The following is a 15,646-nucleotide window of genomic DNA, read 5'->3' as shown; positions in this document are numbered from 1 at the left end:
CCAGGAGGTGACCTTCAGACGGCGGGGGCGGGGCCGGTGGAGTATCGGGGGGTGAGCTCGCACGGGATGAGGAGCGGCCCCCGGGCCGGGCCGCCGCCGTCGAGGGCGCCGAGCACAGCGCGCATGGCCTCCTCGCCGATCCTCCGCAGCGGCAGCGCCACGGTGCTCAGTGCCGGGACCATGACGGAGGCGACGCGCTGTTCGTCGTCGTACCCCATGACCGAGACGTCGCGGGGGACGTCGAGGCCCAGGCGGGCGGCAGCCAGGACCATCCCGACGGCGGCGCGGTCGTTGCCGCCGAGCAGGGCGGTGGGCCGTTCGCCGGCGGGCGCGGACAGGAGGGCGGTCGCGGCTGCGTGCCCGGGAGCGATGTCCCACCCGGCCTCCAAGACCCAGTCCTCGCGCACGGGCAGGCCGGCCTCGGCCATGGCGGCCCGGAAGCCCGCCTCGCGCAGGGCGACAGCAGGCGAGGAGTACTCCCCGCCGAGGAAGGCGATGCGGCGGTGGCCGAGCCCGATCAGGTGCGCGGCGGCGTCGTGCCCCCCGGTCACCTCGTCCGGCTGGATCGATGGGAGCGCCGACGCCCCGGGCGGGGAGTCGGGGGACGCGTAGCAGTTGGCGAGGGCGGCCGGGACCGCGAGCATGCCCTGCGGCACGTGGAGCTCGTGCAGGCCCACCGTCACGTAGATGAGCCCGTCGACCTGCCGGTCGAGCAGGGTCCGCACCGCGTCGAGGTCCCTCAGGGCGTCCTGCTCGGTGTCGGTGGCGAGGGTGACGAACCCCCGGCTGCGGGCGACCGCGTCGGCGCCGGCGATGATCTCGCCGTCGAACGGGCTCGTGACGGCCTGGTCCGAGACGAGCCCGATCACGCGCGAGCGCTGGTCCCGCAGGCTCCGGGCGATCGCGTTGGGCGTGTAGTTCAGCTCGGCCGCCGCCGCGAGGATGCGCTCCTGGGAGTCCTTGGCGACGTTGCCGTCGCCGCGCCCGTTCAGCACAAGCGACACGGCGCTGCGGGAGACGCCGGCTCGCCGTGCGACATCGAGTGCTGTGGCCTTGCGCGTCATGCCCGCAGTGTACCTGACACGTGTGCGGCGTTTGGCCGGCGCACGACGGCGCGCGGCCCCCTCCCAGCGGGCGCCGGTAGGCTCGGTGCCCGTGATCGAACAGTGGTGGCAGGCCTTCGTCGACGGGTTCCTCTCCGGGTTCGGGCGCTCGAGCCCGCTCGTAGTGCCCGCGGCGGAGCTGCTGTGGATCCTGGGCGGTGCCGCGGCGCTGTGCGTCGTCCCGGTCCTGTGGCGGTTCTTCGGCCGCTTCGTCACTGTGGTCCATGAGCTCGGCCACGCCTTCGCGGGGCTCGCGACTGGCATGCGGGTCACCGGGATCACGCTGCGCATGGACCAGGGCGGAACGACCCACGGCGTGGGCCGCGGCCGGGCCGTGTGGTTCGGCTTCTGGGGCTACCCGGCGCCGGCCGCCGTCGGCGCCGCGCTCGTGTGGGCCTCCGCGGCCGGGTGGGGGAGGACTGCGCTGTCGGTGTCCGTGATCGTGCTCGCGCTCGTTTTCCTCTTCATCCGGAACCTCGCCGGCGTGCTCATCCTGGCCGGATCGATCATCGCCGTCGCGGCCATCGTTGCCGCGGTGCCCGTCGACCTCCAGGGCCACCTGACGCTCGCCGTCGGGCTCGCGCTCGTGATGGGCGCCGCGCGGGACTGGTGGAACCTTGTGTCGGTGCATACGCGCCGCCGGCGGGAGCTCGCGAGCTCGGACGCGTTCATCCTCTCCCGCAAGACCGGCGTCCCCTCGGCCGTGTGGCTGTTCGCGTTCGCCGCCGTCATCGCCCTCGCCGGCGTTGCCTCGTGGGCGGTGCTGACGGGATCCCTGCGTACAGTGGGCGCATGAGCTGCACCCGGCGCCCCGTGCTCCCTGACCTGCCAGAGCTCGAGGCGGCCGCCGCCGTCGTGCGCGTCCCGCTGACCGTCAGGTTCCGCGGCGTGACCGAGCGCGAGGCGCTCCTGCTGCGCGGGCCGGCCGGCTGGGGCGAGTTCGCCCCGTTCCTCGAGTACGACGACGCAGAGTCGTCCCGCTGGCTCGCCTCCGCCGTCGAGGCGGCGTGGGAGGGGTTCCCCGCGCCGGTGCGCGAGCGGGTGCCCGTCAACGCGACCGTCCCGGCTGTCCCCGCGGGACGCGTCCCCGAGGTGCTCGCCGCCTTCGGGCCGGTCACCGCCGTCAAGGTCAAGGTCGCCGAGGCGGGGCAGAGCATCGCGGACGACGTCGGTCGGGTCGCCGCCGTGCGCGAGGTGCTGCCGGACGCGGCGCTGCGGGTCGACGCGAATGGGGGCTGGTCGGTGCCGGAGGCCGTCGAGGCGCTCGGGCAGCTCGAGCCATTCGGCCTCGAGTACGCCGAGCAGCCCGTCCCCGGCATCAACGGGCTCGCCGAGGTCCGTGCCCTCCTCGAGGCGCGCGGCACCCCGGTGCGCATCGCCGCGGACGAGGCGGTCCGGAAGGCCGAGGACCCGCTGCGCGTCGCCCGCGCCGGCGCGGCGGACCTCATCGTCGTCAAGGCCGCCCCGCTCGGGGGAGTGCGGCGCGCCCTCGAGATCGTGCGCGAGGCCGGGCTGCCTGCCGTCGTGAGCTCGGCGCTCGACACCTCGGTGGGGCTCGCCGCCGGCGTCGCGCTGGCCGCCGCGCTCCCGCAGCTTCCGTACGCGTGCGGGCTCGGCACCGGGGCCCTGCTGGCGCACGACGTCGTGCGGTCGCCTCTCGTGCCTGAGGGCGGCTACCTCCGGGCCGGGGCCGAGCTGATCCGGCGGTCAGAGCCGGACCCCGAGCTGCTGGCCCGGTTCGCCGTGGAGGCGGAGCGGCGCACGTGGTGGATCGAGCGGCTCCGCCGGTGCCACGCGGTCCTCGTGGCACGGGACCCGGGCCGCGGGGGAGAAAGCCGCGCGGACAGCGACGGCGGTCACACGGGCACATAGCGCACCTCACGCCGTTTCGGCAGCGTGTTTGCCGAGTGTTCACCTCGGCGAGATTCGAGATTCTCCTCCCACTGTTTGTCTGAGGGTTCGCAGCCCGCACCTTCTGGGAGGAACACTTCACATGTCTGAGAACCGACGCCTGCTGCTGCCGATGCTGGACCACGTCCGCGGCAAGCGAAGCGCCGTGACCTGCGCGCTCAAGTGCGACAACGCGTGCCTGGGGGAGGTGTGCAACACCTCGGACAACGGGTACTTCCGCGATATCGCCGCCGGGGCGATCTCGCGCCGCTCCGCTCTGGGGCTCGGCCTCGCCGGCGCGCTCACCCTGGCCTTCACGGGCACGGGCGCCGGGCGCTCGGAGGCCGCTGGCCTTGCCCCGGCGGCCAAGGGCGTCACCAGCAAGCTCGACTTCACCCCGATCAGCCCCGTCCACTTCACGGTCGACGAGTTCACCGTCCCGTCGGGCTACAGCTGGACGCCGATCATCCGCTGGGGCGACCCGCTCTTCAACGACTCGCCCGCGTTCGACATCGCGGACCAGACGGAGGCCGCCCAGGCCCGCCAGTTCGGCTACAACAACGACTACACCGACATCATCCGGATCGACGGCGAGAACGGCCGCCGCGCGGTGCTCTTCACGAACCACGAGTACACCAACGAGGGCATCATGTTCCCGAAGGCGCAGCTCGACGCCGACCCGGCGCGGGTCCGCGCCGTCGCCCGCGCCGCCCACGGCCTGTCCGTCGTCGAGCTCACGCGCCGCGACAAGAACAGCGCCTGGACCTACGTCAAGGGCGCCCCGCTCAACCGCCGATTCCTCATCGACACCGAGTACCAGCTGACCGGCCCCGCGGCCGGGTCCGCGCTGCTGAAGACCGCCGCCGACCCGACCGGCCGCACGGTCAAGGGCACGCTCGGCAACTGCTCCGGCGGCACGACGCCGTGGGGCACCATCCTCTCCGGCGAGGAGAACTTCAACGGCTACTTCCGCTCTGCCGGCACCACGGCGGCCCAGAAGCGCTACGGCCTCTCCGACAAGGCGACCGGCCGCGGCTGGGAGCTCGACGACCTGCGCTTCGACACCCGCACCGCGGGCTACGAGAACGAGGAGAACCGCTTCGGGTGGGTCGTCGAGGTGGATCCGATGGACCCGACGTCGACCCCCAAGAAGCACACGTCGCTGGGCCGCTTCAAGCACGAGGGCGCGAACGTCCGCATCGCAGCCAACGGCAAGGCCGTGGCGTACTCGGGCGACGACGAGCGCTTCGACTACCTGTACAAGTTCGTCTCCAAGGACACGTACAGGGAGGGCGACCGGGCCCACAACATGACCCTCCTGTCCGAGGGCGACCTCTACGTCGCCAAGTTCACGGGCAACTCCGCCGGCGAGATCGACGGCTCCGGCGCGCTCCCGTCCGACGGCGCGTTCGACGGCCGCGGCGAGTGGCTCCCGCTCGTCGTCGGCGGCGCCTCCGCGGTGCCGGGCATGACCGTCGAGGAGGTCCTCGTCTTCACCCGTCTGGCCGCCGACAAGGTGGGCGCGACCAAGATGGACCGCTGCGAGGACGTCGAGCCGCACCCCACCTCGGGCAAGGTCTATGTCGTCTGCACGAACAACTCGAACCGCGGCAAGGGCACCAACGCGCTGGCGGACGAGGTCAACCCGCGCACCGCGAACCGCGACGGCCACATCATCGAGATCACCGAGGACGGGGGCGACCAGACGGCCACCGCTTTCGGCTGGAACCTGCTCCTCGTCGCCGGCGACCCGGCGAAGAACAAGACCGCGTACTTCGCGGGCTACCCCACCGACAAGGTCTCCCCGATCTCGTGCCCCGACAACGTCGCGTTCGACTCCTCGGGGTACATGTGGCTCGCCACCGACGGCGCGCCGAGCTCGATCGGCTACAACGACGGCCTCTTCCGCGTGACCCTCGAGGGCCCTGAGCGCGGCAAGGTCGAGCAGTTCCTCTCGGTCCCGCGGGACGCCGAGACCTGTGGCCCGATCGTCCACGACGCCGAGCGCCACGTCTACGTCTCGGTCCAGCACCCGGGCGAGGAGGGCACCTTCGAGGAGCCGCACTCGCTCTTCCCGGACTACGTGAAGGGCGGCACGCCCGCCGCCGGCCAGGTCCGCGCCCCGCGCCCGGCCGTGGTGCAGGTCCTCCCGGCCCCGCACGCGAAGTAGTACATACGATGGGGGCGTGAGTGCCCTCAGTTCCCTGGACGCCGCCCGCGCAGCAGTCGACGCGCTGCTCGCGGGCGGCGTCCGCTGCGTCGTCGTCTGCCCGGGATCCCGCAGCGCCCCGCTCGCCTACGCGCTGGCCGAGGCGGAGGGCCGGGGCCACCTCGAGCTCGTGGTGCGGGTCGACGAGCGTGTGGGCGCCTTCACCGCCCTCGGCGCGGCCCTCTCCTCGGGACGGCCGGCCGCAGTCGCGACCACGAGCGGCACGGCCGTGGGCAACCTGCTGCCCGCCGTCATGGAGGCCAACCACGCCGAGGTGCCCCTCGTGGTCCTCTCCGCGGACCGGCCCGAGGAGCTCCACGGTACCGGTGCGAACCAGACCACCGAGCAGTTCGACCTCTTCGGCGAGCACGTGCGCTTCGCGACGAGCGTCGCGGCCGGTGCGTCGCCGTCGTCGTCCGTGCGGACCGCCCTCTCCGCGGCGACGGGGGCGCTCGAGGGGATCCCCGCCGGCCCCGTCCAGCTGAACCTCTGCTTCCGCGACCCGCTCGTGCCGGAACCCGGCTGGGAGCCGCCCGCCGGCGGCGGCTGGGAGCCGCCTCCCTTCCAGCCGTACGCCTACCGCCGGCCGCCGGTCGCGGCCCTCGGCGGGCTGCCGCCGCGGCGCACCGTGGTCCTCGCAGGCCATGGGGCGGGCCCGCTCGCGGAGGCCTTCGCGGCCGCGCACGGCCTCCCGCTGCTGGCGGAGCCGTCCTCGAATGCGCGCTTCGGCGGCCATGCCGTGGGCCCCTACCGGCTCCTCCTGGACGGGCATCCCGGACTGAGGATCGAGCGCGTGGTGCTGTTCGGCCGGCCCACCCTGTCCCGGCCGGTCACGGCGCTCCTGGCCCGCGACGGCGTGCAGACGGCGCTGTACCACCCCCGCCCGGTCGCGTGGTTCCGGGAGGGCCGACGCCGGGAACGGCTCGTGGACGACCTCGACATCCTCTCGGGCTTCGCCGGGCGCGGGGCCGAGGGGTGGCTCGACTCGTGGCTCCTCGCCGGCGCCGCGGCGCAGGAGGCGGTGGACCGGATCGTCGGCGGCCCCGGCGCTCCGCTGACGGGGCCGAGGCTCGCGCAGCTCGTGTGGGAGAGCGCCCGGGGGCAGCTGCTGCTCGGATCGTCCAACGGGATCCGCGATGTCGACCTCGCTGCGGCCCCTCCGCCGCAGCCGGCCGCCCGGGTCTTCGCCAACCGCGGACTGTCCGGGATCGACGGGACCATCTCGACCGCCACAGGCCTCTGGCTCGGCCGCCGCACCGAGACCACCGCGTTCCTCGGAGACCTGACCTTCCTGCACGACACCGGCGGGCTACTCCTCGGCGACGGGGAAGCGGAACCGGACCTGCGCGCCGTCGTGCTCAACGACGCCGGCGGGGCGATCTTCGGCCTGCTCGAGCACGGGCGCGTGGGCGACCCGGCGCTCCCGGGCGCGGCGGCCGCCGTCGAACGCCTCTTCGGCACGCCGCACCGCGCCGACCTCCGGGCACTCGCCGCCGCCTACGGGGTGCGGCACACGCTCGTGCGCACCGCGGCAGAGGCGTCCGCGGCGCTCGGCGCTCCGCGGCGACGGGGGCGGGAGATCATCGAGGCCCGGGTGGACAGGGCGTCCCTGCGCGACCTGCACGAGCGGATCCGGCTGGCCGTGGGCAGGGCCGTGAGCCCCAACTGACGTCTCGGGTACGCCAAAGTCACCCCTGTGCCGTCTCGGGTACGCCAAAGTCACCCCTGTGCCGTCTCGGGTACGCCAAAGTCACGCCTGTGACGTCTCGGGTACGCCAAAGTCACGCCTGTGCCGTCTCGGGTACGCCAAAGTCACGCCTGTGCCGTCTCGGGTACGCGGGGGAGCTCCGCTTGGAGGGACGTCTTAGCGCGGCGGATCCTCCGTACCCGAAACGGAGGAGGCGGGGAATTCGCGTACCCGAAACGGAGGAGGCGGGGAATTCGCGTACCCGAAACGGAGGAGGCGGGGAATTCGCGTACCCGAAACGGCGGAGGCGGGGGGCTGGGGCCTCGCCGCCCGTTTGGGGCGGGTGTCTGGGATTTCGGAAACCTCCCCGTGACAGGGCTTGATTACCCTTCAAGGGTGTTGTCCAATAGGGAAACATAAGTTGCCTGTGATGCACATCTCATCGTGCCCCGGTCAAGGGTAGGATGGGGCGTCGCCTAGCACCTCTGACATGTACCTCCAAGTAAAGGTAGAGATATGACTTTCTCCGCGAAGCTCGCCGCCAAGGGCGCTGCGGTCCTCGCCGTCGGGGCCCTCGCGCTCACGGCCTGCACGAACGCCTCCGAGACCGGGGGAGCGGCAAAGCCGAGCGGGTCGGGGTCGGCATCGGCGTCCTTCGACCCGTCGTCGGTGAAGAAGGACGACAGCCTGGCCTCGCAGGTTCCGGATGCGATCAAGTCCAAGGGCAAGCTCGTCGTCGGCTCCGACACGTCGTACGCGCCGGCAGAGTTCCTCGGCGGAAGCGACAACGCCACGCCGATGGGCTACGACGTCGACCTCGCCAAGGCCATCGGCGCCAAGCTCGGCCTCAAGACCGAGGTCCAGACCGCGGAGTTCACCGGGATCCTGCCCGCCCTCGGTCCGAAGTACGACCTCGGCATGTCCTCCTTCACGATCAACTCCGAGCGCCTCGCCGCGGTGAACTTCGTGAGCTACTTCAAGGCCGGCACCGCGTGGGCCGTGCAGAAGGGCAACCCGAAGAAGTTCTCGCTCGATGACATCTGCGGCAAGAAGGTCGGCGTCCAGACCGGCACCGTCCAGGAGGACCCGGACCTCAAAGAGCGCAACGCCAAGTGCACCGCCGCTGGCAAGCCCGCGATCGAGGTCGTCTCCCTCAAGGCCCAGACGGACCTCAACACGCGTCTCGTGAACGGCTCGCTCGACGCGATGGCCGCTGACTCGCCGATCGTCGGCTACGCGGTCCAGCAGACCAACGGCGCCGTCGAGAAGCTCGGCGACACCTACGACTCCGCACCGCAGGGCATCGCCGTGGCCAAGAGCGACACCGCGTTCGCCCAGCTCATCCAGAAGACGGTGACGAGCCTGATGGAGGACGGCACCTACAAGAAGATCTTGGACTCGTGGAACAACGCCGAAGGCGCTCTTTCGAAGTCTGAGGTCAACCCGGCAGTCTGATGACTATGACTGTTCACAAGGCCGACGCCCCAGCCTCCACGGCAAGCGCACCGGAACTGATCAAGGCGGTTCCGGTGCGCCACCCCGGCCGGTGGGTCGGCGCCGCCGTCATCGTGCTCCTGCTGGCTCTGGCCGTCCAGAGCCTGGCCACCAATCCCAACTTCCACTGGGAAACCGTCGCGCTCTACATCCTGGACGTGAACGTGGTCCGCGGCGTGGGCTGGACGCTCCTGCTCACGGTCCTGTCGATGATCCTGGCGATCGTGCTCGCCGTCGTCCTGGCGTTCATGCGGCAGTCGGACAACCCGATCTTCCGCTGGTCCGCGTGGGCGTGGGTGTGGTTCTTCCGCGGCACCCCGGTCTACACACAGCTGATCTTCTGGGGCCTGGTCACGGTCCTGTACCCGACCGTGTCCCTGGGCGTCCCCTTCGGGCCGGCGCTCGTCACCTGGGTCCTCGAGGATCCCACCCGCGGGTTCCTGCCCGCGGTGATCGGGCTGGGCCTGAACGAGTCCGCGTACCTCGCCGAGATCTTCCGTGCCGGCCTGAAGTCCGTGGACAAGGGCCAGATGGAGGCCGCCGAGGCCCTGGGGATGCACAGGGGCAAGATCATGCGGCGCATCATCCTCCCCCAGGCGATGCGCGTGATCGTCCCGCCGACCGGCAACGAGACGATCGGCATGCTCAAGACCACCTCGCTGGTCCTGGCGGTGCCGTTCACCCTCGACCTGACGTTCGTGACGAACTCGCTTGCGAACAAGACCTACCTGCCGATCCCGCTGCTGATCGTCGCGGCGCTGTGGTACCTGCTGGTCACGAGCATCCTGATGGTCGGCCAGCACTTCATCGAGAAGCACTACGGCAAGGGCGTGGACAACCTCGCACCGGCCGCGGTAGTCAACCCCGCAGCGACCAAGGCCGCGGCCGCCGGTCTCGGCTCCGCCGCGGATACCATGCCCGGCGGCCCGACCGTGGCCGGCAAGGACATCGAGGAGAGCGGACGATGAGCGCACCGGCGCCCGAAGGCACCCACCGCATTCCCTCCGGGGCTGGCGAACTGGTCCGGATCGAGGGAGTGCACAAGTACTACGGCCAGCACCATGTGCTGCGCGGGATCGACATGACGGTCCGCCAGGGCGAGGTCGCCGTCCTGATCGGTCCGTCGGGGTCCGGCAAGTCCACCCTGCTCCGGTGCATCAACCACCTCGAGACGATCAGCGCGGGAAGGATCTTCGTCGACGACGAGCTCATCGGCTATCGCGAGCACGGCGGGAGGCTGCACGAGCTCCGGGTCAAGGAGATCGCCCGGCAGCGACGCAACATCGGGATGGTGTTCCAGCGCTTCAACCTCTTCGGCCACAAGACGGCCGTGGAGAACGTCATGGAGGCGCCCGTCCAGGTCAAGGGCCACGACAGGGCCTCTGCGCGGAAGCGCGCGCTCGAGCTCCTTGACCGGGTGGGGCTCTCGGACCGGGCCAACCACTACCCCGCGCAGCTCTCCGGCGGCCAGCAGCAGCGCGTCGCGATCGCCCGTGCCCTGGCCATGGACCCCGAGCTCATGCTCTTCGACGAGCCGACCTCGGCCCTGGATCCCGAGCTCGTCGGCGACGTGCTGAACGTCATGAAGGACCTCGCCGCGTCAGGCATGACCATGATCGTCGTGACCCACGAGATCGGCTTCGCACGCGAGGTCGGCGACACCCTGACGTTCATGGACGGCGGCGTGGTCGTCGAGTCGGGCAACCCGCGCGACGTCATCGCCAATCCGCAGCACGAGCGCACCAAGGGCTTCCTGAGTAAGGTGCTCTGAGGCCAGGGACCCCGCAAGGGCCTGCCAGGGACCCCGCAAGGCCCTGCCAGAGACCCCGCAACCACAACGGCGGTTGCGGGGTCTCTGCCGTGCGCTTGCGGGGTCCCGGTCAGCGCTCGACGCCGAGCGCCTCGAGCATCGGGCGGAACTTGGCCCACGTCTCGGCGAGCTCGGTCTCCGGCACGGACGCCTCGACGATCCCGCAGCCCGCGTACAGGCGGATCGTCGTCGGGGACTCGATGACGCCCCCGCGCAGCGCGATGCCCCACTCGCCGTTCCCGGCGGCGTCGAGCCACCCGACCGGCCCGGCGTACGGCCCCCGGTCCATCGACTCGAGCTCGCGGATGATCGCGCCGGCGGTCTGCGTGGGCGTCCCGCACACCGCCGCGGTGGGGTGCAGGGCGTTGATGAGGGCGAGCGAGGTGGGCACGTGCCCCTCGACCTCGGCGAGCTCAGCCTTCACGTCGCTCGCGAGGTGGAAGACGTTCGGCAGCTCGAGGATGAACGGCTCGTCGTGGGCGTTCATGGCGTCCGAGAACGGCTCGAGCGCCACGGTGAGGGACTGGATGGCGATGTCGTGCTCGTGCCGCTGCTTCGCCGAGCCCGCGAGCACCCGGGCGGGGTAGTCCTCGCCCTTCCCGAAGGCGTCACGGCGGTCGAGGGTCCCGGCGAGCACGCGTGCCTGCGCGGTGCGCCCCTCCACCTGGATGAGCATCTCGGGCGTGGCCCCCACCAGCCCGTCGACGCCGTAGACCCACGTGTCCCAGTAGGCGGACGACAGCCGCCGCAGCACCTCGCCGCGGTCGATCCCCGCGCCGTCCTCCACGACGATGTCCCGCGCGAGCACGAGCTTCTCCAGCTCGCCGGCGGCGATCCGCCCCACTCCCGAGGACACCGCGTGCATCCACCGCTGCTCCCCGAGCGAGCCGGGTCCGAGGCGCACGGGCCTGCGCGCGGCCCGGCCCCCCGCCTGCCCGTTGCCGCCCGCGAGGTCCGCGCGCGCCGTCGTGCGTCGGGTCGCCCCGGTGCCGCGGGTGCGGTCGGCGAGCGCGCGCACGACGGCGCCGCGCACCTCGGTCTCGGAGGGGCGCCTCCCGTCGGCGGCCGCGAGGGTGGCCCAGGCGCGTCCGTCCCGGATGCCGACGACGAGCTCGGGCACGATCAGCCGCGAGAGGAAAGGGGAGGTCTTGGAGAAGGCGAAGCTGCCGAAGGCGACCAGGCCGGTGCCAGGGTGCTGGACCGGGTCCTCGATGTCCGCCTCGATCACAAGGTGCTTCCACCAGGCCTCGGCCTCGATGAAGCGCTCGGGCCCGGTGACGGTGAAGCGGGCCACCGCCCCGAAGCCGACCTGCCCCTCGCCGCGGCGGATCCAGCACTGCGTGTCTGCGCCTCCCAAGAGTGCCGCCAGATCGTCGGGGACGTCGCCCTGGCCGGTGGTGCCAGGGCCGGTGGGGCCCAGATCAACCGTGAGGGCGCGCAGAGGGTGGCTCATGATGGATCAAGACTACGCGGTAATCTTTGGCAGAATGGTGCGGGTGAGCAGCGCAGGCAGCAGGGCATCCCTCGACAAGCGACCCGACGAGGTCGCCTCCATGTTCGACGAGGTGGCACCGCGCTACGACGTCGTCAACGACCTCCTCTCCCTCGGCCAGACCCGCCGGTGGCGCAGGGTCGTGGTGGACGCCGTCGCGGCGAAGCCCGGCCAGCGCGTCCTCGACCTCGCGGCCGGGACCGGCACCTCCGCCGAGCCCTACGCGGACGCCGGTATCGACGTCGTGGCCTGCGACTTCTCGCTCGGGATGCTCAAGGTCGGCAAGCGGCGCCGCCCGGACATCGACTTCATCGCCGGCGACGCCACGAACCTGCCGTTCGCCGACAACTCGTTCGACGCCGTCACGATCAGCTTCGGCCTGCGCAACGTCAACGAGCCGCACAAGGCACTGGCCGAGATGCTGCGGGTGACGAAGCCGGGCGGCCGGCTCGTCATCGCCGAGTTCTCCTCGCCGGTCAACCCGCTCTGGCGGACCATGTACCTCGAGTACCTCATGCGCGCGCTGCCGGAGATCGCCCGCCGCGCCTCGTCGAACCCGGACGCGTACGTGTACCTCGCCGAGTCGATCCGGGCGTGGCCGGACCAGGACAACCTCGCCGCGTGGCTCGCGATGGACGGGTGGGAGAACATCGCCTACCGCAACCTGACGGGCGGGATCGTGGCCGTGCACCGGGCCTACAAGCCCGTCTCGCCGGCATCGTCCACCGGTCCGCTCGCGAAGGTGCGCCGCTCCCGCCGCGCGTCGCGCTGAGCTGAGTCCCATGGAGGTCCTCGTCATAGGGGCCGGCCCTGCCGGCTCGACCGCTGCCCATTACCTCGCGCGCTCCGGCGTGCCGGTCACCGTCCTCGAGAAGACCCGCTTCCCGCGGGAGAAAGTCTGCGGCGACGGGCTCACGCCCCGCGCCGTGCGCGAGATGCAGCTCCTCGGCCTGCCGCATGCCGCCGAGGACGGCTGGCGGCGCAACCGCGGCCTGCGCCTCATCGCCGGCGGCCGCACGCTCGAGCTCCCGTGGCCCGCGCTCGAGGACTTCCCCGACTACGGGCTCATCCGCACACGCCTCGGCTTCGACGAGGCCCTCGCTGAGCACGCACGTGCCGCGGGCGCGCAGATCCTCGAGGGGCACTCGGTCACCGAGGTCATCACGGACGACGGCGGCCGCGTCGTGGGTGCCCGCGCCCAGCTTCTCGACGGGGACGGGAAGAAGACGGGGGAGACGCGCGAGTTCCGCGCCGACGTCGTCCTCGCCGCCGACGGCAACTCGACCCGCGCCGCCGTGTCCCGCGGCCTGGCCAAGCGCGACGACCGGCCCCTCGGCGTCGCCTACCGCACGTACTTCGCGAGCCCGCGCCACGAGGACGACTGGATGGAGGGTTGGCTCGAGCTCCCGGGCGCCGACGGCAAGCCGCTCCCCGGGTACGGGTGGGTGTTCGGGGTGGGCGACGGGACCTGCAACGTGGGCCTCGGGATCCTGAACTCCTCCAAGGAGTTCGGCAAGCTCGACTACCGGCAGGTGCTGCGCGAGTGGACCGCCGGGATGCCGGGGGAGTGGGGCTTCGACGAGGCGAACCAGGTGGGTCCGATCCGCGGCGCCGCGCTGCCGATGGGCTTCAACCGCACCCCCCATGTGGTCCCCGGCATGGCGCTCTTGGGCGACGCCGGCGGGATGGTGAGCCCGTTCAACGGCGAGGGCATCTCCTACGCGATGGAGTCGGGGCGCTTCGCGGCGCAGTACCTCGTCGACGCTGCGGCCGCCCAGCGCGCGGCGGGCCGGGCGCGGGCGGACGCGGCCGACGTCGACCGTCGCCTCGCCGCGTATGCCGACCGGGTGCGCCGTGAGTGGGGCAGCCACTTCACGCTCGGGCGCATGTTCGCCGCGCTGATCGGGCACCCCGCCGTGATGCGCGCGGCGCTCGCGACGGGGATGCCGGTCCCGCCGCTCATGCGGTTCGTGGTCCGCCTGCTGGCCAACCTCACGGACCGTCCCGGCGGGGCCCTGCCCGACGCCGCGATCCGCGTCCTCGAATCGCTCGTTCCCGCCACGTCCAACACCGTCCCTCCCCGCGATGCGTCCGTGCGGCGCCACGAAAGCTAGGCTTGAGACCGTGACTGAATCTGCAGACAGCCGCTGGACGCACGCGGGGCATGGGCGCCCCGAGTCCGCCGAGCCGCCTCCCACCACCACGGCGATCGCCGTCGGCATGCAGCTGCCTGCCGGCTTTGCCGCGATTGCCGAGGACGATGTCCTGGGGCCTGCGATCACCACGAGCATGGCCCGCGTCGAGAAGGTCCTCCGCGAGGCCATCTCCAACTCCGACCCGCTGGCCGACGCGACCAGCCGGCACCTCATGGAGGCCGGGGGCAAGCGCATCCGCCCGCTGCTGACCATCCTCGCCTCCCACCTCGGCGACCCCGAGCGGGCCGAGGTGCTGCAGGCTGCGGCCGTCGTCGAGCTCACGCACCTCGCGACCCTCTACCACGACGACGTCATGGACTCCGCCCCCTACCGCCGCGGGGCGCCCACTGCGCACGAGGTGTGGGGCAACACCGTCGCGATCCTCGCCGGCGACCTCATCTTCGCGCGCGCCTCGATCCTGGTCTCCGACCTCGGCGGCCGCGCCCTCGCCATCCAGGCGCGCACGTTCGAGCGGCTGTGCCTCGGACAGCTCCACGAGACGGTCGGGCCCCGCGAGGGTGAGGACCCCGTGGCGCACTACATCTCCGTCCTCGCCGACAAGACCGGTTCGCTCATCGCCGCCTCGGGGCAGTTCGGCGTGATCTTCTCGGGTGCGCCCGCCGAGTTCGAGTCCGTGCTGGTCGAGTACGGCGAGAAGGTCGGCGTCGCGTTCCAGCTTGCCGACGACGTCATCGACGTCACCGGCGGGCGCGCCTCCTCGGGCAAGATCGCCGGGACCGACCTCCGCGAAGGGGTGCCCACGCTGCCCGTGCTGCTGCTGCGTCAGGCCGCGGCCGACGGCGATGCCTCCGCCGCGCGCGTCGTCGCCCTCGTCGACGGCGACCTCACGGACGACGATGCCCTCGCTGAGGCCGTCGAGGCGCTGGCCGCGCATCCCGCGACGGAGCAGGCGTGGGCCGTAGCGCGGGACTGGGCCGACGCCGCGAAGGCCGCCCTGGAGCCGCTGCCGGAAGGCGTCGTGAAGGACTCGCTGGCGGCATTCGCCGACGCGGTGGTGGATCGCCAGGCCTGACCCTCTCGAGGTCACCCCGTGTGGCGTCGGGTGGGGGCGTGACGACCTTGGAACCCTATGACAGCCTTCGACCTATATGACAACTTTGGACCCCTTAAACGGGTGGCCCCGGGACTCGGCTTCTGCCGATTCCCGGGGCCGTTTTCCGTTCGCACCCGGATTCACTGGAGGCTAGTAGTGAACCCATGAACAAGCATATGACAGATCTGTAAAAAGTCCAGTGATAGACGTAAATCAGTTTTCAGAACGGTTACTGGACGGTAGTCACGCGGTCAGTCGGCCTGCTCGTCATCCTCGCTGAACACCCACTCGAACATGTCGAACGTGAACTCTGAGAAGGTCCCGTCCTCCGACACCCACTCGCCGCGGGCGTTGTTCTTGCGGTAGACGATCGGGTCCGGGACGCGCAGGTCCCCGGCACGGAAGCCCCAGGTGAACTGCTCCTCCTCGTCCTCGAGGAACATGAGGAACCCCTCCTCGTCGATCTCGAGCTCCTCGGGGTCCCAGAAGTAGTGGTACGCCTCCATGAGCTCGGACCCGCCGAGCGCGAGGTAGAACTCGCGCAGGACCAGCGGGATCGTGAACGCATGCTCTTCGAGCGCCGCATCGAGCTCGTCCTCCGAAAGGCCGTCTGCCGGCTGCCACGGATCCTCGAGGTACTTGGGGACAAGCGCGCGGAACTTCTCCAGGAACATCTCGTTCATGCTGCTCATCCTAGTCGCGCCGCCGGCGC

General features: G+C 71.6%; 13 protein-coding genes. 10 read left to right on the top strand and 3 right to left on the bottom strand.

The window, feature by feature from the left end; translation table 11 throughout:
* Nucleotides 1–14: 14 nt before the first annotated feature.
* Entirely contained in the window at nucleotides 15–1,064 is a 1,050-nt protein-coding gene (locus tag ABD298_RS07390) for a LacI family DNA-binding transcriptional regulator (RefSeq protein ID WP_344298986.1), read from the bottom strand.
* A 91-nt stretch (nucleotides 1,065–1,155) separates the two neighbouring features.
* Between ABD298_RS07390 and ABD298_RS07385 the strand changes: the two genes are divergently transcribed.
* The 7 genes from ABD298_RS07385 to ABD298_RS07355 all read left to right on the top strand — a co-directional run bounded on the left by ABD298_RS07385 (nucleotide 1,156) and on the right by ABD298_RS07355 (nucleotide 10,154).
* Nucleotides 1,156–1,899: a M50 family metallopeptidase gene (locus tag ABD298_RS07385; RefSeq protein ID WP_344298985.1), complete on the top strand. Its 744-nt coding sequence runs from the start codon at nucleotides 1,156–1,158 to the stop codon at nucleotides 1,897–1,899.
* A complete protein-coding gene (locus ABD298_RS07380; RefSeq protein WP_344298983.1) occupies nucleotides 1,896–2,975 on the top strand; it encodes an o-succinylbenzoate synthase in 1,080 nt (359 codons plus the stop codon). The genes ABD298_RS07385 and ABD298_RS07380 overlap by 4 nt, the downstream gene beginning before the upstream one ends.
* A 121-nt stretch (nucleotides 2,976–3,096) precedes the next feature.
* Nucleotides 3,097–5,163, top strand: coding sequence for a PhoX family protein (locus ABD298_RS07375; RefSeq protein ID WP_344298982.1), 2,067 nt, complete (start codon nucleotides 3,097–3,099; stop codon nucleotides 5,161–5,163).
* A gap of 16 nt (nucleotides 5,164–5,179) precedes the next feature.
* The gene (gene menD, locus ABD298_RS07370; RefSeq protein ID WP_344298981.1) at nucleotides 5,180–6,871 is read left to right on the top strand and encodes a 2-succinyl-5-enolpyruvyl-6-hydroxy-3-cyclohexene-1-carboxylic-acid synthase; all 1,692 of its coding nucleotides are present in this window, start codon (nucleotides 5,180–5,182) and stop codon (nucleotides 6,869–6,871) included.
* Between the two features lie 534 nt (nucleotides 6,872–7,405).
* Nucleotides 7,406–8,344, top strand: coding sequence for an ABC transporter substrate-binding protein (locus tag ABD298_RS07365; protein WP_344298980.1), 939 nt, complete (start codon nucleotides 7,406–7,408; stop codon nucleotides 8,342–8,344).
* Between the two features lie 5 nt (nucleotides 8,345–8,349).
* Nucleotides 8,350–9,351, top strand: a complete 1,002-nt coding sequence (locus ABD298_RS07360) for an amino acid ABC transporter permease (protein WP_425564339.1) — start codon at nucleotides 8,350–8,352, stop codon at nucleotides 9,349–9,351.
* Entirely contained in the window at nucleotides 9,348–10,154 is an 807-nt protein-coding gene (locus tag ABD298_RS07355) for an amino acid ABC transporter ATP-binding protein (RefSeq protein WP_222703650.1), read from the top strand. The genes ABD298_RS07360 and ABD298_RS07355 overlap by 4 nt, the downstream gene beginning before the upstream one ends.
* A gap of 109 nt (nucleotides 10,155–10,263) precedes the next feature.
* Here ABD298_RS07355 and ABD298_RS07350 read toward each other — a convergent pair whose 3' ends face one another.
* On the bottom strand, nucleotides 10,264–11,646 hold the full coding sequence (locus ABD298_RS07350; RefSeq protein WP_344298978.1) for an isochorismate synthase: 1,383 nt from the start codon (nucleotides 11,644–11,646) through the stop codon (nucleotides 10,264–10,266).
* 43 nt (nucleotides 11,647–11,689) lie between these two features.
* Here ABD298_RS07350 and ABD298_RS07345 point away from each other — a divergent pair, with 43 nt between their 5' ends.
* From ABD298_RS07345 to ABD298_RS07335, 3 genes are read left to right on the top strand one after another with little or no spacing between them, the layout of a single operon-like run.
* Entirely contained in the window at nucleotides 11,690–12,457 is a 768-nt protein-coding gene (locus tag ABD298_RS07345; protein WP_344298977.1) for a demethylmenaquinone methyltransferase, read from the top strand.
* A gap of 10 nt (nucleotides 12,458–12,467) precedes the next feature.
* On the top strand, nucleotides 12,468–13,799 hold the full coding sequence (locus tag ABD298_RS07340) for a geranylgeranyl reductase family protein (protein WP_344298976.1): 1,332 nt from the start codon (nucleotides 12,468–12,470) through the stop codon (nucleotides 13,797–13,799).
* A gap of 10 nt (nucleotides 13,800–13,809) precedes the next feature.
* Nucleotides 13,810–14,913: a polyprenyl synthetase family protein gene (locus tag ABD298_RS07335; RefSeq protein WP_344298974.1), complete on the top strand. Its 1,104-nt coding sequence runs from the start codon at nucleotides 13,810–13,812 to the stop codon at nucleotides 14,911–14,913.
* A gap of 272 nt (nucleotides 14,914–15,185) precedes the next feature.
* Here the strand turns inward: ABD298_RS07335 and ABD298_RS07330 are convergent, their stop codons facing one another.
* Nucleotides 15,186–15,617, bottom strand: coding sequence for an SMI1/KNR4 family protein (locus ABD298_RS07330; protein ID WP_208710184.1), 432 nt, complete (start codon nucleotides 15,615–15,617; stop codon nucleotides 15,186–15,188).
* Between the last annotated feature and the right edge of the window lie 29 nt (nucleotides 15,618–15,646).

Origin of the sequence: Sinomonas flava, assembly GCF_039531875.1 — a bacterium.
Taxonomy (GTDB): Bacteria; Actinomycetota; Actinomycetes; order Actinomycetales; family Micrococcaceae; genus Sinomonas; species Sinomonas flava.
This window is presented reverse-complemented; position numbering and strand designations above follow the sequence as displayed.

Coding starts and splice junctions, on each gene's coding strand:
- ABD298_RS07390 (WP_344298986.1), bottom strand. CDS start 1,064: ATGACGCGCAAGGCCACAGCACTCGATGTCGCACGGCGAGCCGGCGTC.
- ABD298_RS07380 (WP_344298983.1), top strand. CDS start 1,896: ATGAGCTGCACCCGGCGCCCCGTGCTCCCTGACCTGCCAGAGCTCGAG.
- ABD298_RS07375 (WP_344298982.1), top strand. CDS start 3,097: ATGTCTGAGAACCGACGCCTGCTGCTGCCGATGCTGGACCACGTCCGC.
- ABD298_RS07365 (WP_344298980.1), top strand. CDS start 7,406: ATGACTTTCTCCGCGAAGCTCGCCGCCAAGGGCGCTGCGGTCCTCGCC.
- ABD298_RS07360 (WP_425564339.1), top strand. CDS start 8,350: ATGACTGTTCACAAGGCCGACGCCCCAGCCTCCACGGCAAGCGCACCG.
- ABD298_RS07355 (WP_222703650.1), top strand. CDS start 9,348: ATGAGCGCACCGGCGCCCGAAGGCACCCACCGCATTCCCTCCGGGGCT.
- ABD298_RS07350 (WP_344298978.1), bottom strand. CDS start 11,646: ATGAGCCACCCTCTGCGCGCCCTCACGGTTGATCTGGGCCCCACCGGC.
- ABD298_RS07340 (WP_344298976.1), top strand. CDS start 12,468: ATGGAGGTCCTCGTCATAGGGGCCGGCCCTGCCGGCTCGACCGCTGCC.
- ABD298_RS07330 (WP_208710184.1), bottom strand. CDS start 15,617: ATGAACGAGATGTTCCTGGAGAAGTTCCGCGCGCTTGTCCCCAAGTAC.